This window comes from Acetobacter sp. UBA5411 (genome assembly GCF_002409645.1).
Taxonomy (GTDB): domain Bacteria; phylum Pseudomonadota; class Alphaproteobacteria; order Acetobacterales; family Acetobacteraceae; genus Acetobacter.
Window position 1 is genome coordinate 117,359 of the sequence record NZ_DHNR01000019.1, and the last position, 24,219, is coordinate 141,577.

Annotated in this window: 20 protein-coding genes and 1 tRNA gene; 15 read left to right on the forward strand and 6 right to left on the reverse strand. The window is 58.9% G+C overall.

Features of this window, described 5'->3' with window-relative positions; genetic code table 11:
• The first annotated feature begins 3 nt into the window (after positions 1 to 3).
• From B3759_RS05690 to B3759_RS05705, 4 genes are all read left to right on the forward strand, one after another.
• Complete coding sequence (locus B3759_RS05690; RefSeq protein WP_291364489.1) at positions 4 to 3,156, forward strand: efflux RND transporter permease subunit; 3,153 nt, start codon at positions 4 to 6, stop codon at positions 3,154 to 3,156.
• Positions 3,156 to 4,649, forward strand: coding sequence for an efflux transporter outer membrane subunit (locus tag B3759_RS05695; protein ID WP_291364491.1), 1,494 nt, complete (start codon positions 3,156 to 3,158; stop codon positions 4,647 to 4,649). The genes B3759_RS05690 and B3759_RS05695 overlap by 1 nt, the downstream gene beginning before the upstream one ends.
• Positions 4,650 to 4,715: 66 nt before the next feature.
• Positions 4,716 to 4,789 (forward strand) — tRNA-Gly (locus tag B3759_RS05700).
• Between the two features lie 146 nt (positions 4,790 to 4,935).
• The gene (locus tag B3759_RS05705; protein ID WP_291364493.1) at positions 4,936 to 5,349 is read left to right on the forward strand and encodes an alcohol dehydrogenase; all 414 of its coding nucleotides are present in this window, start codon (positions 4,936 to 4,938) and stop codon (positions 5,347 to 5,349) included.
• Between the two features lie 101 nt (positions 5,350 to 5,450).
• Here B3759_RS05705 and B3759_RS05710 read toward each other — a convergent pair whose 3' ends face one another.
• The gene (locus tag B3759_RS05710) at positions 5,451 to 5,693 is read right to left on the reverse strand and encodes a DUF1653 domain-containing protein (protein ID WP_291364495.1); all 243 of its coding nucleotides are present in this window, start codon (positions 5,691 to 5,693) and stop codon (positions 5,451 to 5,453) included.
• 200 nt (positions 5,694 to 5,893) lie between these two features.
• Between B3759_RS05710 and B3759_RS05715 the strand changes: the two genes are divergently transcribed.
• A complete protein-coding gene (locus B3759_RS05715) occupies positions 5,894 to 6,457 on the forward strand; it encodes a hypothetical protein (RefSeq protein ID WP_408736459.1) in 564 nt (187 codons plus the stop codon).
• 109 nt (positions 6,458 to 6,566) lie between these two features.
• On the opposite strand, the gene B3759_RS05720 is transcribed toward B3759_RS05715, so the two are convergent.
• The 5 genes from B3759_RS05720 to B3759_RS05740 all read right to left on the reverse strand — a co-directional run bounded on the left by B3759_RS05720 (position 6,567) and on the right by B3759_RS05740 (position 10,254).
• Positions 6,567 to 7,046 carry a hypothetical protein gene (locus tag B3759_RS05720; RefSeq protein WP_291364498.1) on the reverse strand — a complete coding sequence of 160 codons (480 nt, stop codon included), beginning with the start codon at positions 7,044 to 7,046 and terminating at the stop codon, positions 6,567 to 6,569.
• Positions 7,047 to 7,126: 80 nt separating this feature from the next.
• Entirely contained in the window at positions 7,127 to 8,095 is a 969-nt protein-coding gene (locus B3759_RS05725) for an alpha/beta hydrolase (protein WP_291364500.1), read from the reverse strand.
• Between the two features lie 33 nt (positions 8,096 to 8,128).
• Positions 8,129 to 9,391, reverse strand: a complete 1,263-nt coding sequence (gene murA / locus B3759_RS05730) for a UDP-N-acetylglucosamine 1-carboxyvinyltransferase (RefSeq protein WP_099348609.1) — start codon at positions 9,389 to 9,391, stop codon at positions 8,129 to 8,131.
• 3 nt (positions 9,392 to 9,394) lie between these two features.
• Positions 9,395 to 9,949 (reverse strand): dCTP deaminase, encoded by a 555-nt coding sequence (dcd, locus tag B3759_RS05735; protein WP_010665938.1) that lies wholly within the window; start codon positions 9,947 to 9,949, stop codon positions 9,395 to 9,397.
• Positions 9,949 to 10,254, reverse strand: a complete 306-nt coding sequence (locus B3759_RS05740) for a hypothetical protein (RefSeq protein WP_291364503.1) — start codon at positions 10,252 to 10,254, stop codon at positions 9,949 to 9,951. Before B3759_RS05740 ends, dcd begins: the two co-directional genes overlap by 1 nt.
• Positions 10,255 to 10,492: 238 nt before the next feature.
• On the opposite strand from B3759_RS05740, the gene B3759_RS05745 reads away from it, so the two are divergent.
• The 10 genes from B3759_RS05745 (at position 10,493) to hflX (ending at position 23,982) form a co-directional block, all read left to right on the forward strand.
• Complete coding sequence (locus B3759_RS05745) at positions 10,493 to 10,702, forward strand: entericidin A/B family lipoprotein (protein WP_291364505.1); 210 nt, start codon at positions 10,493 to 10,495, stop codon at positions 10,700 to 10,702.
• Between the two features lie 188 nt (positions 10,703 to 10,890).
• Positions 10,891 to 11,667 (forward strand): hypothetical protein, encoded by a 777-nt coding sequence (locus B3759_RS05750; protein ID WP_291364507.1) that lies wholly within the window; start codon positions 10,891 to 10,893, stop codon positions 11,665 to 11,667.
• A 258-nt stretch (positions 11,668 to 11,925) separates the two neighbouring features.
• Positions 11,926 to 14,526, forward strand: coding sequence for a cation:proton antiporter (locus B3759_RS05755; protein WP_291364508.1), 2,601 nt, complete (start codon positions 11,926 to 11,928; stop codon positions 14,524 to 14,526).
• Positions 14,527 to 14,592: 66 nt separating this feature from the next.
• On the forward strand, positions 14,593 to 15,702 hold the full coding sequence (gene dusB / locus B3759_RS05760) for a tRNA dihydrouridine synthase DusB (protein WP_291364510.1): 1,110 nt from the start codon (positions 14,593 to 14,595) through the stop codon (positions 15,700 to 15,702).
• A gap of 47 nt (positions 15,703 to 15,749) precedes the next feature.
• Complete coding sequence (locus B3759_RS05765) at positions 15,750 to 16,862, forward strand: two-component system sensor histidine kinase NtrB (RefSeq protein WP_099348618.1); 1,113 nt, start codon at positions 15,750 to 15,752, stop codon at positions 16,860 to 16,862.
• Positions 16,863 to 16,946: 84 nt separating this feature from the next.
• Positions 16,947 to 18,425 (forward strand): nitrogen regulation protein NR(I), encoded by a 1,479-nt coding sequence (ntrC, locus tag B3759_RS05770; protein ID WP_291364512.1) that lies wholly within the window; start codon positions 16,947 to 16,949, stop codon positions 18,423 to 18,425.
• A gap of 47 nt (positions 18,426 to 18,472) precedes the next feature.
• A complete protein-coding gene (locus B3759_RS05775; RefSeq protein WP_291364513.1) occupies positions 18,473 to 20,728 on the forward strand; it encodes a sensor histidine kinase NtrY-like in 2,256 nt (751 codons plus the stop codon).
• Positions 20,718 to 22,106 (forward strand): sigma-54-dependent transcriptional regulator, encoded by a 1,389-nt coding sequence (locus tag B3759_RS05780; RefSeq protein WP_010665930.1) that lies wholly within the window; start codon positions 20,718 to 20,720, stop codon positions 22,104 to 22,106. The genes B3759_RS05775 and B3759_RS05780 overlap by 11 nt, the downstream gene beginning before the upstream one ends.
• A gap of 249 nt (positions 22,107 to 22,355) precedes the next feature.
• The gene (hfq, locus tag B3759_RS05785) at positions 22,356 to 22,682 is read left to right on the forward strand and encodes an RNA chaperone Hfq (RefSeq protein ID WP_291364514.1); all 327 of its coding nucleotides are present in this window, start codon (positions 22,356 to 22,358) and stop codon (positions 22,680 to 22,682) included.
• Complete coding sequence (gene hflX, locus B3759_RS05790; protein WP_291364516.1) at positions 22,642 to 23,982, forward strand: GTPase HflX; 1,341 nt, start codon at positions 22,642 to 22,644, stop codon at positions 23,980 to 23,982. Before hfq ends, hflX begins: the two co-directional genes overlap by 41 nt.
• The last annotated feature ends 237 nt before the right edge of the window (positions 23,983 to 24,219 follow it).

Genomic DNA, 24,219 nt, shown 5'->3' on the forward strand with positions numbered 1-24,219 from the left:
AGCATGTCACGCTTCTTTATTGACCGGCCGGTCTTCGCGTGGGTCATCGGCCTTATCATCATGCTGATTGGCAGTGTCGCCATCTTCCGCATGCCGATCGCGCAGTATCCGTCCATCGCGCCGCCACAGGTCTCCATCAGTGTGACCTATCCCGGCGCTTCTGCGGAAACCGTGAACAACACGGTCGTCCGACCAATCCTGCAGCAGATGTTCGGCCTCGATCATCTCGAATACATCTCGTCGCAGTCCTACGCCTCGGGTCAGATGGAAATCGACCTGACCTTCGAGCAGGGGACCAATCCCGACATTGCTCAGGTGCAGGTGCAGAACAAATTGCAGCTTGCCCAGCCGCGACTGCCGACGGAAGTGACGGCGCAGGGTCTTACGGTCGCCAAGGCCGTGAAGAACTTCATGATGGTCATCGGCTTCATCTCCGCCGACGGCTCCATGAACGCGCAGGATATTGCCGATTACGTTGCTTCCAACGTGTCAGATCCGCTGTCGCGTGTGACCGGCGTGGGTGATCACACGCTGTTCGGTTCGGAATACGCCATGCGTATCTGGCTCGATCCGCGCAAGCTCTACAGCTACGGCCTGACTGTTGGCGATGTGCAGGCGGCGATCCAGAGCCAGAACATTCAGGTGTCGTCAGGTGAACTGGGCGGTCTTCCGGCGGTTCCCGGCGCCAGTCTGGATGCGACCATCATTGGTCCGACACGACTGACGGCCCCGGACGAGTTCCGCAAGATCCTGCTCAAGGTGATGCCCAACGGCTCACAGGTCCGTATCGGTGATGTCGCCAAGGTGGAATTCGGCGCGCAGAGCTACAACTTCAACTCGCTTTATAATGGCCATCCAGCCGCCGGTATGGCGCTGAAGCTGACGCCCGGTGCGAACCAGCTGACGACCGAAGCCGCCGTGCGAGAGGAAGTGAAGCGGCTGGAGAAGTTCTATCCGCCCGGGCTGAAGACCTTCTACCCGCTCGACACCGAGCCGTTCATCGTCCTGTCCATCCATGAAGTGGTCATTACGCTTGCTGAAGCGATCGGGCTGGTCTTCCTTGTGATGCTGGTATTCCTCCAGAACTTCCGCGCCACGCTGATCCCGACCATCGCTGTGCCTGTCGTGTTGCTCGGCACGTTCGGCTTCCTGTCGGCTCTGGGGTTCTCGATCAATACGTTGACCATGCTGGCGATGGTGCTGGCCGTCGGCCTGCTGGTGGATGACGCCATCGTCGTGGTCGAAAACGTCGAGCGCGTGATGCACGAGAAAAATCTCTCTCCGAGAGAAGCGGCCCGTGTGTCGATGGATGAAATCTCCGGCGCGCTGATCGGTATCGTGCTGGTGCTGACGGCTGTGTTCCTGCCGATGGCGGCGTTCACTGGTTCGACGGGCGTGATCTATCGCCAGTTCTCCATCACCATCTGCGCCGCCATGTGGCTGTCCGTACTGGTGGCGATGATCATGACGCCAGCCTTGTGCGCGACGATGCTTAAACCCGGCGAACATGAAAAGACCAAGGGGCTGGCGGGCTGGTTCAATCGTTCCTTTGCCCACCTGACTCATGGTTATCTGCGTGGGGTCAATCTCATCATCGGACATCGGTTCCTGTCGATGCTCGGTTTTCTCGGCATCACGGCCTGCGCGGTCTTTCTGTTCATGCGCCTGCCGGGCGGCTTCCTTCCTGACGAGGATCAGGGCCTGATCTTCGGGCAGGTGACGACGCCTGCAGGAGCGACGCAGGAACAGACCGCCAAAGTCACCAAGAAGGTCTCGGATTACATTCTCAAGACCGAGGCTGCGAATGTTGAATCTGTCTATGTGATGAATGGATTCAACTTTGCAGGGCAGGGGCAGAGCGCCGGTGCATTCTTCATCAAGCTGAAGCCTTGGGATGAACGCACGGGAGCCGGGCAGGGCGCGGCTGCTGTCGCCGGGCGGATCATGATGCATTTCTGGGGCGACCCGGAGGCACAGATCTTCGCCATTAACCCGCCTGCCGTGCTTGAACTGGGCAATGCGTCCGGCTTCGACCTTGAGCTGGAAGATCGTGGCCATGTTGGACATGACCAGCTTCTTGCGGCCCGTAACATGGTTCTCGGACGCGCCGCACAGGACAAGCGCCTGATGGCTGTCCGTCCGAATGGCATGGAAGACGCGCCGCAATATCATCTTGATATTGACCGTGAAAAAGCCAACGCACTCGGTGTCTCGGTTGCGGACATCAACACGCTGGTCAACGGCGCACTGGGTTCGATCTATGTGAACCAGTTCATGCGCGATGACCGTGTGAAGCAGGTCTATATTCAGGGCATGCCGTCCTCACGCATGGTGCCGGTCGATCTTGACGCCTGGTACCTGCGCAACACGGGCGGCACGATGGTTCCATTCAATGCTGTTGTCAGCGGGAGCTGGATTGTCGGGCCGCAGAAGGTGGAGAACTATAACGGCCTGAACGCCTTTGAAATTCTCGGTCAGCCTGCGGTCGGTTACAGCTCCGGTGACGCCATTGCCGCAATTACGCAGATCCTGAACGATCTGCCGCCCGGCATCGGTTATGAGTGGACCGGTCTGTCCTTCGAGCAGATGGCGGCAGGCTCTTCGACAGGTCCACTCTATGCGCTGGCTGCAACCGTCATCCTGCTCTGTCTTGCGGCTCTGTATGAAAGCTGGGCTATCCCGTTTGCGGTGATTCTGGTCATTCCGCTAGGTGTGCTTGGCGCCATTGCCGCAACACTGTGGTGTAACCGCGACAATGACGTCTATTTCCAGGTTGGCCTGCTCACCACGGTTGGGCTGGCGGTCAAGAACGCCATTCTGATCGTCGAATTCGCCAAGGCAAACTTCGAGGCAGGACAGACACTGGAAGAAGCCGTGATCAATGCCGGGCGCGAGCGACTGCGTCCGATCCTGATGACGTCGATCGCCTTCGTGCTGGGTGTGCTTCCGCTGGCCATCGCCTCGGGTGCCGGTTCCGCCGCCCGTCAGGCCATCGGTATCAGCGTGGTCGGCGGTATGTTGACCGCGACCTTCCTCGCCATTTTCTTTGTGCCACTGTTCTTCGTTCTGGTGCTGCGCCTGTTCAGGGTGCGTCGCCTGTCGGAACGCCGTGACGATGACAGACTTCCTCCCACCGCCACGCCGGAGGCGACATAATGAGCGTTCTTTCTCGCGTCCGTAGTGGAGTGGTCTCCCGTTCCGGCAGCATAGCTCTTGCGGGCATATTGCTGGCGGGCTGCACTATGGAGCCGACCTATCATCGGCCAAAAGCGCCTGTGGCGGGTAACTATCCTGCCGAGCCGATGAAGAAAGCAGGAGATACTTTGCAAACTCCTGCGTCCGATATCGGTTGGGAGGATTTCTTTGTTGATCCGCGTCTCAAGGCGCTGATTGCCATCGCCATGCGTGAAAACCGCGATCTGCGCGTGGCTGTGGCAAACATCGCGCAGTCAGCCGCACAATATGACGTGCAGCACGCCTCCCTGCTTCCGCCTATCGGAGCGTCAGGACAGGCGATGTATATGGCGCCGTCTCAGACTGCCGGTTTCAGCTTCGCGCCAGGCGTAGGTGAGAGTATTTCGACATTCCGCTATTACAGTGCGGGTATCGGTTTCTCTTCCTATGAGATCGACGTTTTCGGCCGCATCCGTAGTCTCTCGAAATCGACGGCCGAAGCCGCTCTGAAACAGGTGGCGACTGAGCGCTCCGTGCGTATCAGCATCGTCTCGCAGGTCGCCAACGCCTATCTGGCGTGGCTGGGCGACAAGGAAGTCCTCGACATCGCCAACAAGGCAGTTGCCAATCTGAATGAGAATCTCAAACTCATTCGCCTTCGCTATGATCATGGCGAGGAAAACCTGCTGACCGTGCGACAGGCGGAAACGCAGGTGGATCAGGCCCGTCAGCTTCAGGCTCAGCAGACCCGGCTTGTGGCGCAGGATGAAAACAACATCACCCTGTTGATCGGTGCGCCGATTCCGAACGATCTGCCTCCGGCGCGGCCACTGGGTGAACAGACACTGATGGCGGATATTCCTGCGGGACTGCCTTCGGATCTTCTGTTCCGTCGTCCGGATATCATCGCCGCCGAGCATGATCTGCTGTCGGCAAACGCTACCATCGGTGCAGCACGCGCCGCCTTCTTCCCGAAGTTCACACTGACGGCGACTGACGGCGTCAGCAGTCTGCTATTCCACCGTCTGTTCACCGCTCCGGCGACGACATGGGGTCTGCAACCCAATGTCAGTATTCCGATTTTCACCTGGGGGCAGAACAGGGGCAATCTTGAGTCCGCCAAGGCGGGCAGGGACATCAAGCTGGCAACCTACGAAAAGACGATCCAGACAGCTTTCAAGGAGGTCTCGGACACACTGGTCGCACGTTCCACCTATCTGGAAGAAAGCCGTCGGATGGACGACTATGTTCGCGAGATGGCTGATGCCTACCGCCTGTCGCAGATGCGGTATTCTGTAGGAACGGATTCCTATCTCAATCAGCTGGTCATGCAGCGAAATCTGCTTCAGGCGGAACAATCACGGGTGGCGGTGCAGGTCGCGCGATATGAAAATGTCGTAACCTTCTATCGTGCGCTCGGAGGCGGCTGGAGCGAAGAGACGCTGCGCTCACCGAGAGTTCCGTCAAAACTCTGATGGTCCCATTGCCGGGTTGTGGCGGTGATTGCCATGCCCAGTGGAGCGGATTATAGGTCAGGGAACGCGGGTGTAGTTCAATGGTAGAACGGCAGCTTCCCAAGCTGCATACGAGGGTTCGATTCCCTTCACCCGCTCCAGAAAGATTTTTCTGAACGGGGTTTCACAAACCTCCCGATATTGTGAACGCCTGTTTCCCCCGTGAGACATGGGCCTATGTCGCTTGCATGTGTTGCGCCGAAGATTGCATTGAAGCAACATACCGGCAAAGCAACAGGAGCTTTCGATGACCCGTTTCTACCTTCGCGCCCTTGCCGCGACGTCTTTTGTCGCAGGCGCCGCGTCCTTCGCACTGTCTGCCCATGCCGCTGAACTGCCTGCCATTTATGGCAAGGCTCCCACGGCTGTTGCGTCTCCGGCGGATGTCGCTTCCGTTTCCCCTGCCAATGTGGCTGGTCTGCTGAACTATTGCGTCGAGACCAATCAGGTGTCTCACGATGACGGTGACTCCCTGCAGGCCGCAATCAACGCCAAGACGAACGCTGTTCCCATGGATCACAATGGCAACATGGACTACGCGATTGGTTCATCGGGCGAGTTCCTGATCAACGGTAACCGTTCGACCATTACATCTCTGGAAGCCCCGGCTCAGGGCAATGTCTGCTCGGCTGTACTGGCTCGCGCCAAGTCGCTGATCTGATCCTTAGGATCATTCAGACGGAAAAGTCCTCTCCAACACAGGTTGGGGAGGACTTTTTTTATATGCTTCATGCAATTCTTAAACCGGCAGAAGCCCACAACCTAAAAACGGTCCCTGGATTCAGTGGTCCCATCTGATTCTATGAAGGCGAACCGGGGACGACCATCCACAAGTTCGGTCCACATCGAGAGCGGACGCACCCACAGGGTGCCATGAGCCTCGCTCCGGTAGACAACAAGCCACTCCTCGGTTTCACTGTGTCGCGCTGTGTGAAGGACTGTATATAGTCCTCCCTTGTAATGCCGGTACAGGCCCGGCTGAATGGTAAAAGGAATGTCCTGCAAGATCGTGTCGCTCCGTCAGGGAATTACGGTATGGTAGCAGGAATAAATGGTTGATGTGTCTTCGTCATGGCCTTTGGGGCATGATCGTCAGGTGGAGTTTTTCAGTCTTGCATTCATTTTCCCTGTCACCCTCGGTAAAACGCTTCGCAATGACGGCTTCATCTGTTCAGCAGCGTCTTCTCGGACAACGTCCGGTGGTCATGCTGGGAGCCTGTCTGTCTCTCGCCTTGTTATCCGGATATGCGCAGGCAGCCACCACGCAGACCCATCATGTCAAACATCGCGCTACCTCGAAAACGGCGAGTTCTTCGTCGAAAGGCAATCCCGTCATTCTGACCCAGCAGCTGGGGACAGAACTCGACAAGGAGGCCCGCAAGCTTGCCGCTGACGATATCGCCACCTCGCGTCGTCACAAGGAAGAGCCGCTTGTGCTGATCGGATCAGCCCCGCTTTCGACCAAAAAAGGCGACGTTGCGCTCTTCATCGAGCTTCAGTCGGCCGCATTGTGCGGGTCGGCCGGATGCTCCACCGATGTCTATCTGCACAAGGATCAGGACTGGGTAAAAATTCTGGATTCGGTGAGCGGTCAGATTGCCGTACTGCCGACCAGTCACCGTGGCATGTATGATCTTGTGGTGGATGGCTCAGACCGCTGGGTATGGGACGGCAACACCTATCAGGACACGATCAATGCCGCGCCGATTGGAAATCTGCGCGGCGAAATCGAGCAGTTCCAGAATAAACACAAAAAAACGAAGAACTGAGTATTCCCGCCCCAGATACTGACAGGCTTGCAACTGCCTGTCAGTGTTTCCTTTCCCCTGACTTCTTGGGATCTGGCGGAAAACTCTGAAGCTGCCAGAGAGGCTTGTTTCAAGGGGCTGGCGTCTGGAGATTGATGCAGAAAGTCCGGCGGCTTCTATCGAACTCGATGTTACCGTAATTCAGGATCGCTGTTGTCAGTTCGGAACGTCGTGTCGATCGGCTCTGTCTGTAAGCGACTGGCGCCATAATCTGCTGCGAACCGAATGCGACAGAAGTATTTTCCACTGAGACAAGCTGCTGTTCCTGCCCAGCGATCGTGCTGGAGTTTTCACGATAAGCATTCCGCCGTAGTGACGGCTTCAGGCTGGGCGTATTGACGGTCATTATTTCCGTAGCATTGTTGCCCGTGTTCATGATGGCGAAATCCTGACTGCCGTTCAGGGTGACAATCCCCAATAGCCATGCCTGCTGGCCGCTTCTCAGCGCGCCTATCACCATGGGGCCACTGCAGTTGAGCGCTTTCGCAGCGCCGAACAGAAAGCCCGCAAGAACAAAGTGTATTCCACGACGGACATGGGACAGAAGCATAAGGTTTTCATAACAAACTGCAATTGTAACAGGCTGTTACGGAACGGCGGAGGCGTCAAGCCTCACTAAAATCTAAATATTCAGTCCGAATAAAGCGGCAGCATCGCTCGCCGCATCGCATCAAGGCGCCGTGCGGATGATCGGATTGTGACACCGGCACGTGGATCAAGCTCAAACGCGTGAAAGGCTCCGGGGAAAACTTCCAGTTCCACAGGAACGCCAGCCTGCATCAGCCGCATGGCATAGCTCAGGTCTTCAGACAGGAAGAGATCAATCGAGCCGACGCCGATATAGGTTGGGGGCAGATCGTGCAGCGAGGAGGCGCGGGCAGGAGCAGCAAAAGGTGAGATACCTTCGCCTCCTGGCTCGGTGCCCAGGTAGGACTCCCAGCCGAACACATTCATCTCCGGCGTCCACAGAAAAGCACCGCACCCGGGAATGTCAGGTGTTGCAAGGACAGTGCGGTCATCCAGCATCGGATACTGGAGATTCTGGAACGCAAGCGCCGGGCCACCACGTTGACGGGTCAGTAGGGCAAGACCCGCCGCCAGTCCTGCACCGGCGCTTTCTCCCGCTACACCAATGCGTTTCGCATCAATATTCAGGTCCGATGCATTTTCAGCCAGCCAGAGCAGAGCAGCATAGCAGTCTTCCAGAGGAGCCGGAAAAGGGTGTTCGGGGGCGAGACGATAGTCCACCGAGACAATCACGCAGTCCAGTTCCACCGCCCAGCGACGCAGCGTCGGCGTCATGGAATCAGGAGTGCCCATGACAAAACCGCCGCCATGGATATGCAGCATGGCGGGGCGGGGCTTTTCTGAAGGAGCGGCAGGCTCAACAATCAGCACCCGCACGTCCGGATCATCCGGCATGCCGGGGATCAGCCGTGCGGTCGTCAATGCTGGAAGGTTGTCCTTCATGCCCGGCGGAGGCTGACGCTTCGCCCGGGCTTCGGAAAGTGAAGAGATATCCAGCGAAGCCGGACCAAGACGGTCAAGAAGGGGACGCAGTTCCGGGTCAACAAACTGCCGGAGATCTGTTTCAGTCATGTTGTCCTCCTTCTTGCCTTCTCAGTTCAAATATTAGCCCTTCACGCGCTCGATATTCGCGCCACAGGCCGCGAGCTTCTTCTCGACCGCTTCATAGCCTCGGTCCAGATGATAGACCCGGCTGAGCGTCGTCTCGCCATGCGCCGCAAGACCGGCGAGGATCAGGGAGAACGAGGCCCGCAGATCCGTCGCCATGACAGGCGCACCGGAAAGCGCATGGACGCCACGGATGATCGCGGACGAGCCATGCACGTTGATGCGCGCGCCCATCCGGTTGAGCTCCGGCACATGCATGAAACGGTTTTCGAAGATCGTCTCGGTGATCATCGAGGCGCCCTCGGCGACCGCCAGCATCGCCATGAACTGCGCCTGCATGTCCGTCGGGAAACCGGGATAGGGCTCGGTCATGATGTCGATACCACGGAGCGCACCGGTGCGGCGCACCCGCATGCCGTAGCTTTCCTGCGTCACTTCGACACCGGTTTCTTCCAGCGCTCGGACAACTGCACCAAGATCGTCAACGCGGCCGCCAAGGAGCTTCAGGTCGCCACCGGTAATGCCCGCCGCACAGGCATAGGTCCCGCATTCGATACGGTCCGGCATGATCCGATGTTCCGCGCCGTGCAGGGAGTCCACGCCGTCGATGACCAGCGTGCCGCTGCCCGAACCGGTGATCTTTGCGCCCATTGCATTCAGGCAGGCGACCAGATCGCCAATTTCCGGCTCACGGGCTGCGTTGACGATTTCGGTGCGGCCCTTGGCCAGTGTTGCGGCCATCAGGAGGTTTTCCGTCGCGCCCACTGAAGCGAACGGCAGGATAACCCGGTCGCCGATCAGGCCGTTAGGAGCGGTGGCGTTGATGTAGCCACCCTCAAGACGGATTTCCGCACCGAGAGTCTCAAGGCCCTTGAGATGCATGTCCACCGGACGTGTGCCGATGGCGCAGCCGCCGGGGAGGGAAACACGCGCCTTGCGGCAACGGGCCAGCAGCGGACCAAGCACAAGAATGGAGGCGCGCATCTTCGACACGATGTCGTAAGGCGCTTCCGTGTTCGTGATCTCGCCGCCGATGGAATAGGACGAGCCGTCACCGTTCAGATCCTCGACCGCCACGCCATGCTGGACCAGCAGGTCGCGCATCGTGGCGATGTCGGCAATGCGCGGCACGTTGGTCAGAACGAGGCGCTCGCCCGTCAGCAGACCGGCAACCATGAGTTTCAGACCGGCGTTCTTCGCGCCGCCGATGGTGATCTCGCCATGAAGAGGCTTGCCGCCCCGGATGATGAAACGATCCATATCTCAGAGCCTCGGTGTCGCGACGCCGCGCTGATGCATGTATTTCCCCGCGCGGTCGGCGTAGCTGACCTCACAGGGGGACGCGCCCTGGAAGAACAGGAACTGACAGATGCCTTCGTTCGCATAGATCCGGGCGGGCAGGGGCGTTGTGTTGCTGATTTCGATCGTCACCTGACCTTCCCATTCGGGTTCAAGCGGGGTGACGTTCACAATGATACCGCAGCGGGCATAGGTGGATTTGCCAAGGCAGACCACCAGCGTATCGCGCGGAATGCGGAAATACTCGATCGTATGCGCCAGAACGAAGCTGTTTGGCGGAATGATGCAGACATCGGCCTTGCGGGAGACAAAGCTGTCCGCGCTGAACGATTTCGGATCGACGATGGCGTTGTTCACATCGGTGAAGATCCTGAAGTCGTCAGCGACGCGTGCATCGTAACCATAAGAAGACAGGCCGTAGGAAATGACGCCGTCACGTTTCTGGTTTTCCACAAAAGGCTCGATCATGCCGGCATTGAGCGCCCTGTCTCGGATCCAGGTGTCAGGCATGATCGGCATCAGGGGGTCTCCGGAATGGTGGGGGAAGCGCGCGAGGCATCGCCGCTCTCTGGTAAATCCTGGCGGTCTGATGATGTTTCCATCGCGGTCCGCGCACGAGCCTGCGCCTTACGCCGCCTGAGGTTGGCGCGCAAGGCCTCGGCCTCATCTGCGAGACGTTTCTGGCGCGCTGCTTCTGCCGCTGGAGTGAGGTGAGGGGGCTGGTCCGACAAGTGTTTTTTCTCATTCCTGTCGGCTGAAGGCCGCTCTGGTCCGGGTGTCGATCGGCCAACAGCATTGGTGCTGTCATCACCTGACGCTGACATTCTGAATTTTCTGCCTGTTGTTTATGGACGACGGCCTAAAGAAGCCAGATCGTGAATTTTTCTGCAATCCACTGGATCATCAGATCTGATCACGGCAGTTTCTTCTGTTACGATACCATTCTGATGCATGCGGAATAAAATATCTCATTGTTTGTTCATCTATAGGGGTTAAATCGGCGCAACCTTCCGTAATGACAGGCGTTCTCAGGTCATCACGCTATCTGGGAGAGATACAGAAATGCAGAATGTTAAAACACGCACAGCCAAAACAACCGGTGGCCGTATTGTTCGTCTTGCCGGTGCGACTGCTGTCATGCTGAGCCTCGCTGCCTGCAACACCATGCATGGTGCAGGCAAGGATGTGAGCGCCGTCGGCCATGATGTGTCCCGTGGCGCCAATGCTGCCCAGCAGGGCATCACCAACGCAACAGGTGCATCCACTCACTAACCGGAGCCTGTGGGATTTTCTGAGGATGAGACAGGTCAGCCGGAGTTTCCGGTCTGGCCTGTTTTTGGGTTTTCAGGCCGGTCGCTTCCTGTAATGGAAAGAATGGTCGGGCCATGAAGCGCGTCGAAAAACGACCGTATGTGGAATGATCTGTGTTCAGAACTATATGGGAAGAGAGAGCGGACAATATGCCGAAAAATACGGGACTGGTTCTGCTGCTCGTGGGATGTGCCTCAGTGGGAGCTACGTTGTCCGGGCCGGTGAGGGCGCAGAAACCGCTCCGGCATCAGCCGTCAAAAGTTGCTCATGTGCAGGGCAAGGCTCCTGCCACAGAGACAGCGACGGACGATGCAGCAGTTGATCGGCTCAACGACGCGCAACTGGCTTCGACCTATCGAGGGCCTGTTTACTATCCCGGTCAGCCTGTGCCTCAGGCCCAGCCTGTAAAATTGGGACAGAATGAAACGGTCGACAATGACGCCGCAGGAGATGCGGAAGTCGATCTTCTCAATGATGCGCAGGTCGGGGCAGCCTATAAGGGGCCGGTCTATTATGCAGGGCATCCCATTCCGCAGGCTCAGCCGGTCAAGATCGGCAGCAATGTGCCGGTCATTCCGCCCGACAAAACCCCATTGGCCGGTGATGCCAACGGAGATGACAAGGTCGATCTGCTGAACGCCTCCCAAGTTGATGGGGTATATAAGGGACCGGTTTATTACCCCGGACAGCCTGTGCCATCAGCGAAGCCGGTCAATGTCGCTGCGGTTGCGCCTTCTGTCGAGCATGAAGCAGTTCCCGCTGCGCCGGTTGTTCCTACGACCCGATCAGTGCTTGTTGTGCCCCCGATGGCGGCTCCTGTCGCCGTCCAGTCACCGCATCCGCTCCCGGCCTGTGTGCCGGTTGTGTCGTCCGCTGCGTCGGGAGGTGTAGCTGCGGCTACGGTCCCGGCTGCTTCCGTCCACTGATGGACTATCTGTAATAGAGCATGCAGGAAACGCCAGTTTCATCTATGTATGCCGATCATGAAATGAGGCGGTGTCCGGGACGGGGACTGTTCTGGACGTCGCCAGAATAAAATGTGGTTTCGATTTCGGTGCGCCACATGGTTGCCCGAAATGTTCCGCACTAAGGCCATGCTGTCGGTCGGGGTTTCGACCGTGCAGCATGTTATTCTGAGACAGGGTTGAGACCGGCACAGGATCGCTGTGCTGAAGGGGAATTTGATGGAAGTGACGGGCCTGGCGGCAGTTCTGCTGGCAATTGCGCTGCTGTTGGTTGTCGTAAGTGCAGTGCAGCCTGTCGCCCGACGCTTCGAAGTGTCGGAAACCGTACTTCTGGCTCTGGTCGGCATCGTTATTGGTGGTGGTGCGGACCTGATAATCCGTAGCACCTATACTGGAAAAATACCGAGCGTTGCGGGCACGGCCCTCAATGGCGTGGCCGAAACTTTCCTCGACTTTCCCGTCAGCAGCGAGGTCTTCCTGCTGGTCTTCCTGCCCGTACTGGTCTTTCAGGGCGCGCTTGTCATTGATGTCAGACGTCTGGCGGACGAGGCCGCGACCGTCCTGCTTCTGGCCGTTGTCGCCGTTCTGGTCTCCACTGCGACCATCGGGTTCGCCCTGATGCCGTTCGCCCAGATGCCGCTTATCGTCTGTCTGCTGCTCGGCTCCATTGTGGCGACGACTGACCCGTCTGCCGTGGCCGGAATTTTCCGTGATATCGGCGCATCTTCCCGCCTGACCCGTCTGGTGGAAGGCGAGGCGCTTCTCAATGACGCCGCCGCCATCGCCATCTTCGCGGTTCTACTGGCGGCGGTGACGTCGCATCAGTCGATTCACATCGGCAGTGCGGCCCTCTCTTTTGTCATTTCATTCTCCGGGGCCATTGCAATCGGCGTCATCGGTGCACGGATGATGCTCTATATCATCACCGCCCTTGGCAACGCCCCGGCAGCCGAAACGACCATGACCGTCGCGCTGCCCTACATCGTCTACATTCTCTGTGACGAAGTGATCGGGGTGTCCGGCGTGGTGGCGACCGCTGCGGCTGGCCTGACCCTGTCCGTGTATGGACCGTCCACCTTCCGTCCTCAGACATGGCAGTTCCTGAACGAGTTGTGGCAGCAGCTTGTGTTCTGGGCCGGGTCACTCGTCTTCGTGCTGGCCTCGATGCTCATTCCGCGTCTGCTGGTCGGCATGACCCGCTGGGATGTGGTGCTGATTCTGATCGCCAGTGTGGCGGGACTGGTGGCGCGCGGCGCTGTGGTGTTCGGGTTGCTGCCAGTGCTCGCCTGGACCCGGCTGGCGCCACCGGTTCCGACACCGTTCAAGGTGACGATGGTATGGGGTGGTCTTCGTGGCGCCATTACGCTGGCTCTGGCTCTGGCAGTTACGGAAAACCCGCATGTCTCGACACCGGTCGCGCACTTCATCGGTATCATCGCCACGGGCTTTGTGCTGATCACGCTGCTGGTGAATGGCACGACCCTCAAATCCGTGGTGCTGTTCCTCAAGCTCGATCAGCTGTCGCCGATGGATCAGGCGCTCCGGCATCAGGTGCTGAGCATCTCTCTTGAAAAAGTGGCCGAACGAGCGAAGGAAACCGGTGAAGAGCTTGGTTTCTCGACCGACGCCACCCGCTCGGTGATTGATGCGTTGGAAGTCCGCAGTCACGAGGAGCGTTCGGCCAACACGTTCGATACGGCGCTTGGCGATCGTCAGCGTGTCACTCTGGCGCTGATTACGGTCGCCAATCAGGAGCGCTCCATCCTCCTTGATCTGTTCCGTATTCAGGGGCTGTCGCGGCGTGTGATGGAAACACTGCTCCGAACTTCGGACGCCATGGCGGATGGGGCGCGACTGGAAGGGCGGTTCGGTTACGTCAAGGCGCTTCGCAAACGCCTCAAGCCATCAATGAAATTCCGGATTGCGCAGACCATCCACAACAAGTTCCATTATGACAAGCCGTTGATGGCGGCCATGGCGGAACGGTTCGAGATGCTGATGGTCAGTCATCTGGTCTCACTGGCTCTGGCCCGTTTCCTGAGGGACATGATGGAGCCGACACTCGGCACGCGTGTCAGCGAAATCGTGGCGGAAACCCTGTCACGTCAGCGCAAGATGCTGGACGAGGCGCTGCTGGCTCTGCGACTGCATTATCCCGGTTATTCGGAAGCGCTGGAGACCCGCATTTTCAGGCAGATCGTCATTCGTCTGGAAGCGCAGGAAATCGACACGCTGCATGCGGAATCGCTGATCAGCGATGAGCTGTCGCGTGAGTTGCACAAGGATGTGGATCGTCGCCGCGTTCGTCTTGATCGACGCATGACTTTCAATCTGCGCAACAACATCGAGACCCGTCTGCGTGGCGCTCTGATCTTCAAGGGACTGCCAGCCGTAGCGCTCCATGATCTGGCTCAGACGGCGTCCCTTCGTTTTCCTTCCGTGGGTGAAGCTCTGCTGAAGCGAGGGCACAAGGCGCATACAGTATTTTTCGTGAGTGCGGGTCGTGCGGAAATGCATGTCAGCGAACGCGACATTGATTACGGAGCGGGCGATATCATCGGCGCGCGTGAAGCGATTGATAACAGCCCCATGCCGGGAACGGTCCGTGCTGTGCGCTTCGGGCACATGCTCGCCATTCCAGCCCAGCGGTTCAGAAGGCTGGTCGAGGAATATCCCATTGTCGCCAGAAATCTGGATGACCTTGCGAAGGTGCGGGCGCGAAGCGAGACGAGTGCTCTTGAGATGGTGGGAACACGGGAGCCCGGCCCGGAGCCAAAGGGGCCGGGGAGCATGCAATATCTCTCTGCTTCCAGAGAATAGTCGTGGGAGCCGATGCGTGGAGATTTTGTTGAACTCGAGCCCGCACGCAGGTAGGTTGGCGGCATCATGGGCATGGCAGAAATGAACAGGGCGGAGGGGCTTAACCTCGCGCCGATCGATCTTGGTGGCGTTGTGCTGGATGCACCCGTCATTCTCGCTCCGATGGCAGGTGTGACGGATGTGCCGTTCCGCAGGCTCGCCCGCCGCTTTGGCGCGGGGCTGGTGGTCTCCGAGATGATAGCGTCCTGGGCGATGGTCCGCGAAAACGAAGCGACGCTTCGCATGGCCGAGGTCGCCGATGCCGCAGGCCCCAATTCCATTCAGTTGGCCGGGTGCGATCCTGACGCCATGGGGGAAGCGGCCCGCATCGCTGTCGGTAAGGGCGCGGATATCATCGACATCAATTTTGGTTGCCCTGTGAAGAAAGTCGCGGTCGGCCAGATGGCGGGTTCAGCCCTGATGCGTGACGAAGTCGCAGCAGGGCGTCTGCTTGAGGCCACGGTGAAAGCGGTCGATGTGCCGGTCACGCTGAAGATGCGTATGGGCTGGGATCATGATCATCTGAACGCGCCCAACCTTGCCCGCATCGCGCAGGAATGCGGCATCCGCATGATCACGGTTCATGGGCGCACCCGGCAGCAGTTCTACAACGGCTCCGCCGATTGGGCTTTTGTCCGTCAGGTAAAGGAAGCTGTCCGTCTGCCAGTGATCGTGAACGGCGATATCGTCACGGTTGACGACGCACGACAGGCGCTTGCTCTCTCGGGAGCCGACGGTGTGATGATCGGACGCGGTGCGTATGGTCGTCCGTGGTTCCTCGGTCAGGTCGCGGAAGCGCTCCGTACAGGCGAAACGCCGGCGGACCCCGATCTTGAAACGGAACGCGCCGTTGTTCTGGAGCATTATGATTCGATGCTGCGCCATTTCGGTGAGCATCCCGGCCTGAGGCTCGCCCGTAAACACGTCTCCTGGTATTCGGCTGGCCTGCCTGAATCGGCGGGATTCCGGGCTTCCGTAAACCGGATGGACACGGCAGCCGAGGTGATTGACGCGATCAACGCGTTCTATGACCGGCAGATCGCGGCGGGTGCTGTTCGTGCGCCGCACCGCTCGCGTGGCGATGGCAATCACACGGGTGAAGCGAGGAGTGAGGCTGACACACTCCAAGCGGCATGAAGAACGTCTCGGGGAGAGACATTCACCCGCAGCACAAATCATCGCGCATGGGGAGCCGTAATGGGGCCGAGGACCGGGTGCCGGATGCCACGCTTCTGCTGGAAACCTTGCCCACCCCGATCGTTCTTGTTGGTCAGCAGGATCATATTCTCTTCGTGAATTCGGAGGCGGAGAGCTTCTTCGCGCGCTCCCGCTCCCTGCTCAGGCAGGAAAAACTGTCTGATCTGCTGCCCGCCGATCACCCCCTGTTTCTTCTGCTTCATCAGGTTCGTCAGACCGGTAATACGGTCACCGAGCATGGGGTAGTGATCAGTTCGCCACGTTTTCATTATGACGGCGTGACCGTGCAGGGAGCGGCTGTTGCTGAGTGCCCCGGTCAGGTGCTCCTGCTGATTCAGAATGCGTCTTCGACCAAGGTTCTCGATCGTCAGCTCGCCTTTCGCTCAGCCGCGCGCAGCGTGTCAGGCATGGCGGCCATTCTGGCGCATGAGGTGAAGAATCCGCTCTCGGGCATCCGTGGTGCGGCCCAGTTGCTGGAAAGTTCTGTCGCCGAGAACGACAAGGAACTGGCCGTTCTGATCCGGGACGAGGCCGACCGTATCCGGGCGCTGGTCGATCGCATGGAGATGTTCAGCGAAAATCCTGAAGGCCGCCGCCCGGTCAACATTCATCGGGTGCTGGAGCATGTACGGGCGCTGGCTGAAAATGGCGTGGCGAAAGGTATCCCGATTGTCGAGCAGTATGACCCTTCGCTCCCGCCGGTCTGGGGCAACAGGGACGAGCTGATTCAGGTTCTGCTCAATCTGATCAAGAATGCGGCGGAAGCCATTCTGGATACGGGTCAGCCGGGCCAGATCACGCTGATCACGGCCTATCGACAGGGGCTGCGTCTTGCTGTCCCGGGCTCGGACCGGCGGCGTCATCTGCCTCTTCTGGTGACGGTCCGAGACACGGGACCGGGAATTGCCGAGGCCATCCGTCCGCACCTGTTCGAACCGTTTCTCACAACCAAGACCTCCGGTTCCGGTCTGGGGCTGGCGCTGGCAGGCAAGATCATCAACGATCACGGGGGAGTCATCGAAGTTGAAAGCCGACCCGGATGCACGGAGGTGAGTCTGCATCTTCCGGTGGTCAGGGACGAGGCTAGTGGTATGTCGTGACGACCCTGAAAAGGTTGTCGCTTGTTTTCCTGTAAAATCCGCGCATTATCGAGCGTGGCTTATCAAAGATGGTAAAAGACCCGCATGCCGTTGCCCACTATCCTTGTTGCTGACGATGATCGCTCGATCCGGACGGTTCTCAGTCAGGCTCTGGGCCGCGCCGGGTATCAGGTCCGCACAACGGCGAGTGCCGCGACCCTCTGGCAGTGGATCGAGGAAGGTGAGGGCGATCTGGTCATCACGGATGTGATGATGCCAGATGAAAACGGTCTGGATCTCGTGCCGCGCATCCGAAAGGCGCGTCCTGATCTGCGTATTCTTGTGATGAGCGCGCAGTCCACGCTGGTCACCGCCGTCAAGGCGACGCAGCGGGGGGCTTTCGAATATCTGCCGAAACCTTTTGATCTGACAGAATTGCTTTCGGTCGTTGAGCGTGCCCTGAGCATGCCCCAACAGGCGCAGGGAATCGCCCATTTACAGCCAACGTCTGCGGCCGAGGAGCAGATGCCACTGACTGGCCGTTCGGCGGCCATGCAGGACATCTACCGAATGATCGCGCGTCTCACGACGTCAGATCTGACGGTGATGATCACAGGCGAGAGCGGCACAGGCAAGGAGCTGGTTGCACGGGCACTTCATGATTACGGGCAGCGGCGGACAGGTCCTTTCGTGGCCGTGAATGTCGCAGCCATACCGCGTGAGCAGATCGAAGCCGAACTCTTTGGGCAGGAGCGGAACGTCAACGGTCTCACCGGAACACGCTCATCGGGACGCTTTGAGCAGGCGGCAGGAGGAACGCTGTTTCTGGACGAGGTTGGTGACATGTCGCCGGAAGCGCAGACGCGGGTTCTGCGCGTCCTTCAGGAAGGCGAGTTCACGACGGCTGGAGGGCGGCAGCCCATCCGGTCCAATGTACGGATTGTTGCTTCCACGCACCGCGACCTGCATCAGGCCATACGGGAAGGGACGTTCCGGGAGGATCTGTTCTATCGCCTCAATGTCGTACCGATCCGTATTCCACCGTTACGGGAGCGGACGGAGGACATTCCGCTGCTGGCCCGACATTTTCTTAGCCAGTGCAATGAGGAAGGGCAGGCTCCCAGAACGTTGACAGACGAGGCGATCATGCGTTTGCAGGCGTGGCGCTGGCCGGGGAATGTGCGTGAGCTTGAGAACCTTATGCGCCGGATCTCCGTGCTTTACCCGCATGATGTGATCAGCGGCGCGGTGATAGAGACGGAACTCTCGGAAGCCAGCAGGCAACGTCCACTGTCCGTGGCCTCTCATGATGAGGAGGAAGAGCCTTTCTCCGTCGTCGTCGAGCGTCATTTGCGGAAATATTTCACGGCGGCGGAAGAAAACGGCGTGCCCCCCACAGCGCTGCATGAACGGGTGATCGCCGAGATTGAACGCCCGCTGATCAGGCTGACGCTGGATGCAACGCGAGGAAACCAGATCCGCGCCGCCGCCATGCTGGGCGTCAACAGAAACACCCTGCGCAAGCGTATCAGGGATCTGGAAATCCCCGTGACCAAAGGTTCTGCCGGTCGGGAGGCACTCTGAGCAGTCATGCAACAGCAGAGCGCCGATATACTGGTGGAAAACCCGGCATGTTGAGACGTGCGCTGGAAATGCGGAGTGTGACCATTACGCTCGTTGCGTTGGCGCTCCTGCTGGTCTTCGCCATGTTCGTGGTGCTGTCCGGCGGAGGCGCGCTCGCGCATCATCCGATCCTGCAAAACAGTATCTTCATTCTGGGAGGCGCGACGCTGCTGCTGTTAGCGGTGACAAGCGGCCTGTGGGTGCGGCGTCTGATCCATGAGCGTCAGCTTGCCGGAACGGCTGGCGCCCGACTGCATGTCCGTCTGGTCGCGCTGTTCGGCATGGTGGCCGTCGCGCCCACGATCGTGGTGGGTGTTTTTGCGACGATCTTCTTTGATTACGGCATCCAGATCTGGTTCTCGGACCGGGTCAACACGGCGCTGAATGAAGCCCTGCAGGCGTCGCGCGGCTATCTGACCGAGCATAACGCCAATATCCGCACGGAAGCCTTCTCGCTCTCCAACTTTCTTGTGAGCGCGGAGAACGAGCTTCAGAGCAACGGCACTGATCTGCTGCATGACCCGGAAACACTCGGGCAGATGCTGGACAGTCAGGCGACCATCCGTGGTCTGACGGAAGCGGTGGTCTATGACCCGATCACCAACAAGGTGATCGCCGCTGGCGGCCTGCTCAGCCGTTCGGGCTATGACCAGCCGCTGCCACCGCCTGCGGCCACAATGATGGCCCGCACCAATGATGTGGCGATCTATGACAGTCCCGATGAGAAGGTCGTGCGAGCCGTGGTGGCGCTCGGTGAAACGCCGGAGATGATGCTGGTCATCACGCGGCCGGTCGATCCGGAAATTCTCGGTCACATGCGCAAGACCGAAAAGGTTGTGTCGGATTACAAGCGTCTGGATCACAACCGGACGAAGATTCAGATCACGTTTGTGATCATCTTTGCACTGGTGGCGCTGCTGGTAATGCTCGCCGCGGCTCTGATGGGGCTGACACTCGCCCGGCAGATTGCGCGCCCGCTCGGGCTGCTCATGGATGCGTCACACCGTGTCAGTGAGGGCGATCTTTCCGTGCGTGTGCCGGAAGAGGGACGTGACGACGAAATCCGCAGTCTGTCGCACGCCTTCAACCTCATGACGGATGAGCTTGCGAGCCAGCGTTCGCAGCTTATGGACGCTTACGAGCAGATCAATGAGCGACGGCGGTTCACTGAAGCCGTGCTGTCCGGTGTGTCGGCCGGTGTCATCGGTCTGGACGGGTTGGCGCGGATTGAGCTGCCCAACCGCGTGGCATGTGACCTGCTCGACAAGGATCTCAACGAGTGTGTGGGTGAGCCTCTGGCGATTGTCGTGCCGGAGTTTGAACCCATCCTGAACGCACTTCAGTCGAGCGACGGACGCGTTCAGACGCAGGAAGTGCAGATCGGCGTGCCGGGTAGCCGGCGGGTGCTGTTCGTCCGTGCGGCAGCGGAAATGCGGAACAATCTGGTGGCGGGCTATGTCGTCACATTCGATGATATAACGGCGCTTCAGTCGGCCCAGCGCAAGGCGGCCTGGGCGGATGTCGCCCGACGGATTGCGCATGAGATCAAGAATCCGCTCACGCCGATTCAGCTCGCCGCAGAACGGCTGAAACGGCGCTTCCTCCGCGAGATCACCTCTGATCCAGACACATTTCAGCAATGTGCGGATACAATTGTTCGTCAGGTGGGCGATATCGGACGGATGGTTGACGAGTTCTCGGCGTTTGCCAGAATGCCGCAGCCACGCATGGCGCAGGAAAACCTGTCCGGTATCATTCGGGACGCCCTGATCCTGCAGCAGGGGGCGCATCCGGAAATTCGCTATGATGTGCATCTGCTGCCGGGTGGAGGGCCGCTGATCTTCTGTGATCGACGGCAGATCGGCCAGACACTGACCAATCTGCTTCAGAACGCAGCGGACGCCATCGCCATGACGGGACACACCGCCGAGGGAGAATCTGAAAAAGGAGACGAGGCTGCCTCAGAAGTGACAGGTTCCATCGGTATGATCCGCGTTGACGTGACAGAGCAGGATGACAGGGTGCATATCGTAGTCACGGATGACGGAATCGGTCTGCCACGGCAGGATCGGGATCGCCTGACAGAACCCTATGTCACGCACAAGCCCAAAGGGACTGGTCTGGGGCTGGCCATTGTCAAGAAAATCATGGAAGACCATGAAGGAACTATAGAGCTGCGGGACCGTCCGAATGCGGAAGGCACTGAAGCTACTCTGATTTTGCCGCTCAAGGCTGGAACACAGAAAGAGAACCATGGCGTATGAAGTCCTGATCGTCGACGACGAACCGGATATCCGCATGCTGATCGAGGGCATTCTTCACGATGAAGGATATGAGACCCGCGTCGCCGGAGACTCCGACTCTGCGCTGGCGGCCTTCAGAGCGCGCAGACCCTCTCTTGTTATTCAGGATATCTGGCTTCAGGGATCAAAGCTGGATGGGCTTGAGATTCTCAAGACCATGCAGGCTGAAGATCCCAGCGTGCCGGTTGTCATGATTTCCGGACACGGCACCATCGAAACCGCTGTCGCCGCCCTTCAGCACGGTGCCTACGACTTTATCGAAAAACCGTTCCAGTCCGATCGTCTCCTCGTCATCGTCAGGCGCGCCATCGAGGCGTCCCGTCTGGAGCGGGAAAACGCGGAACTACGGCTGCGTGCCGGTCCGGAGAGCACGCTGTTCGGTGATAGTGTGGCCATCTCCGCCGTGCGGTCGCAGATCGAACGGGTCGCCCCGACAGGCTCTCGCGTGCTCATTACCGGCGCGCCGGGCGCGGGCAAGGAAGTTGCAGCCCGGATGATTCATGCCCGGTCCAGGCGTGCGGAAGGGCCATTCATTGCCCTGAACTGTGCAACACTTGCTCCAAGCCGCTTTGAGGAAGAGCTGTTTGGGCTGGAAGGCGTCGAGGGGATTCCCAGAAGAATTGGCGTGCTTGAGCGCGCCCACGGCGGCACGCTGCTGCTTGATGAAGTCTCCGATATGCCGATCGAGACGCAGGGCAAGATCGTGCGTGCGCTGCAGGATCAGAGCTTTGAGCGGATTGGTGGTTCGACGCGGATAAAGGTGGATATCCGGGTCATTTCATCCACGAATCGTGATCTTCAGGCCGAGATCGCCAACGGCCGGTTCCGCGAGGATCTCTATTACCGTCTTGCAGTGGTGCCGCTGCGGATTCCGAGCCTGCGTGAGCGGCGTGAAGACATTCCCGAACTGGCGCGGCTGTTCCTGCGTCGTGCAGCCGAGACGGCCGGCCTTCCGGTGCCGGAACTCAGCGTGGACGCAATGGCGGCGTTGCAGGCCTATGACTGGCCCGGCAATGCCCGTGAGCTGCGCAATCTGATGGAACGCCTGCTGATCATGATGCCGGGAAACGGCAGTGATCCGATCCGCGCCGATATGCTGCCTGCGTCGATCAGTGAAGGCGCGCCTGCTCTGCTGAAGTTCGATTCGAATGCGGATGTCATGAGCCTGCCGCTGCGGGAAGCGCGTGATCTTTTCGAAACACAGTATCTTCAGGCCCAGCTTCTGCGTTTTGGTGGAAATATCAGCAGAACGGCAGGATTTGTGGGGATGGAGCGCAGCGCCCTGCATCGGAAGCTCAAGCAGCTTGGCGTTACGGCGGAAGACCGCGCCGGCGTGTAATCCTGTCTTTCGGGAAGCTGACTTTATCCTATTTCTGTCCCATATGTTGACTTGCTGGGATGTGTCCAGAGGGCTGGACAGATCGTGGGGAAGCAGGCATGTCGCCTGCGTTGATCACGGCATATTTGTCGGCAAAATTAATCTGGATGACAGCTCCGGTCTTTGAGCTTCACGTTTGTGAGCGTAATGACAGAGGTAAGCCTCGAATCATACCGGGCAACAAGAACTAAGAAGAACAGGACTCCGATCGTGGCAAAGACACCGCCTCAGAACGTCCAGGACGTATTTCTCGGTCATGTCAGACGGGGGAAAGCTCCGGTTACGATCTTTCTCGTCAATGGCGTCAAGCTTCAGGGCGTTATCACCTGGTTTGACGATAGTGTGATCCTGCTCCGCAGGGACGGCCACACCCAGCTCGTCTACAAGCACGCCATCAGCACCGTCATGCCGCTTGCTCCGGTCAATATTGTCGAGACAACGTCCGGCAAGGCCGGTGTCACTGTTGAGGCGGAAGCGGATCAGCACCATATCCTTCATGCGGAGAGCGACGAAACTCTTGTCGACGATACCTATTGAAACAGCCACGCCCGCCACACGGGCCGCCGTTATCCTGCCTTGGGAAAAGCCTGATCGCGATCAGGATGTCAGGGCGGCCGAAGCGCGACTGGATGAGGCCGTCGGCCTGACATCCTCTATCGGGCTGGTGGTTGTGCTGAAAGCCGTCCTGCTTCTCAGGGCGCGCCGCCCTGCGACCCTGCTTGGAACGGGGCAGGTGGAATCCCTGCGCGAAGCCGTTGCGGAAAAAGAGATCAAGGTTGTCGTCATCGACGCCAAGCTGTCTCCCGGTCAGCAGCGCAATCTTGAAAAAGCGCTCGGCTGCAAGGTGATCGACCGGACCGGGCTGATTCTCGATATCTTCGGCGCAAGAGCCGCCACGCGGGAAGGTAGTCTTCAGGTTGAGCTAGCGCATCTGGAATATCAGAGATCGCGTCTTGTACGGCTGTGGACCCATCTGGAACGTCAGCGGGGTGGTTTCGGCTTCCTTGGCGGTCCGGGTGAGACGCAGATTGAGGCTGACAGGCGAATCATTGGCGACCGCATTGTCCGCCTGAAGCGCGAACTGGAGCAGGTGCGCCGTACCCGCGGACTGCACCGCAGTGCGCGCAAGCGTGTGCCGTTCCCGGTTGTGGCGCTGGTAGGCTACACCAACGCTGGTAAATCGACGCTGTTCAATGCGCTGACCGGCGCATCGGTCTATGCGCAGGATCAGCTTTTCGCGACGCTCGACCCGACAATGCGGGCAATTCGCCTGCCATCAGGACGACAGGTGATCCTGTCCGATACGGTGGGCTTTATCAGCGACCTGCCGACCGAACTGATCGCCGCGTTCCGCGCCACGCTGGAAGAAGTCGCTGAAGCCGACATCATCCTGCATGTGCGCGATATTGCCCATCCTGATACGGCAGCGCAGCGGTCTGACGTGCTTTCCGTGCTGTCCGGCATGGAACGGGACGGGATGCTGGACCCCGAATGGCGTTCCCGCGTCATCGAAGTGCTCAACAAGGCGGACCTTCTGGGTGGACCAGAGCAGGTGGAGCATCACGGCACAGCTGTGCCGATCTCGGCCATCACGGGGGACGGTCTGCCGGAGCTGATGGCGGCCATTGATGCTCACATGGTGCATGCGATGGAACTGCTGCGCTACAGCATCCCGGTGGAGGCTGGCGAGGCTTTGGCATGGCTGTATCAGCACGGCGAAGTTGTCACGCGAGAAGACCATGAAACGCACATGGACGTGCTGGTGCGTCTACGTGAAGCCGATCGAGCGCGATTCGATGGGCAGTTCGGCGACGTGGTCAAAAAAACAGAGGTTTGAAAGAGAAGGCGCTGTTTCTCATCGTTATGCTTCTCAGAAAGAGGAGCATGACGGAGGAAAGCAGTTCTTTTGCCGTCCGCATGATGCCATACAGATGCGAAGCAGAGGGAGATGGCCTGCTGTCGACATTTTTACGGCAGTATCAGATTTTATATTTTTGAGAGTATTTGTTGCACTTTTGAGAAGGGCAACCGCGCCACTTTCTGATAGTATCAGGAAAGTGGCGCGAGTGACGGG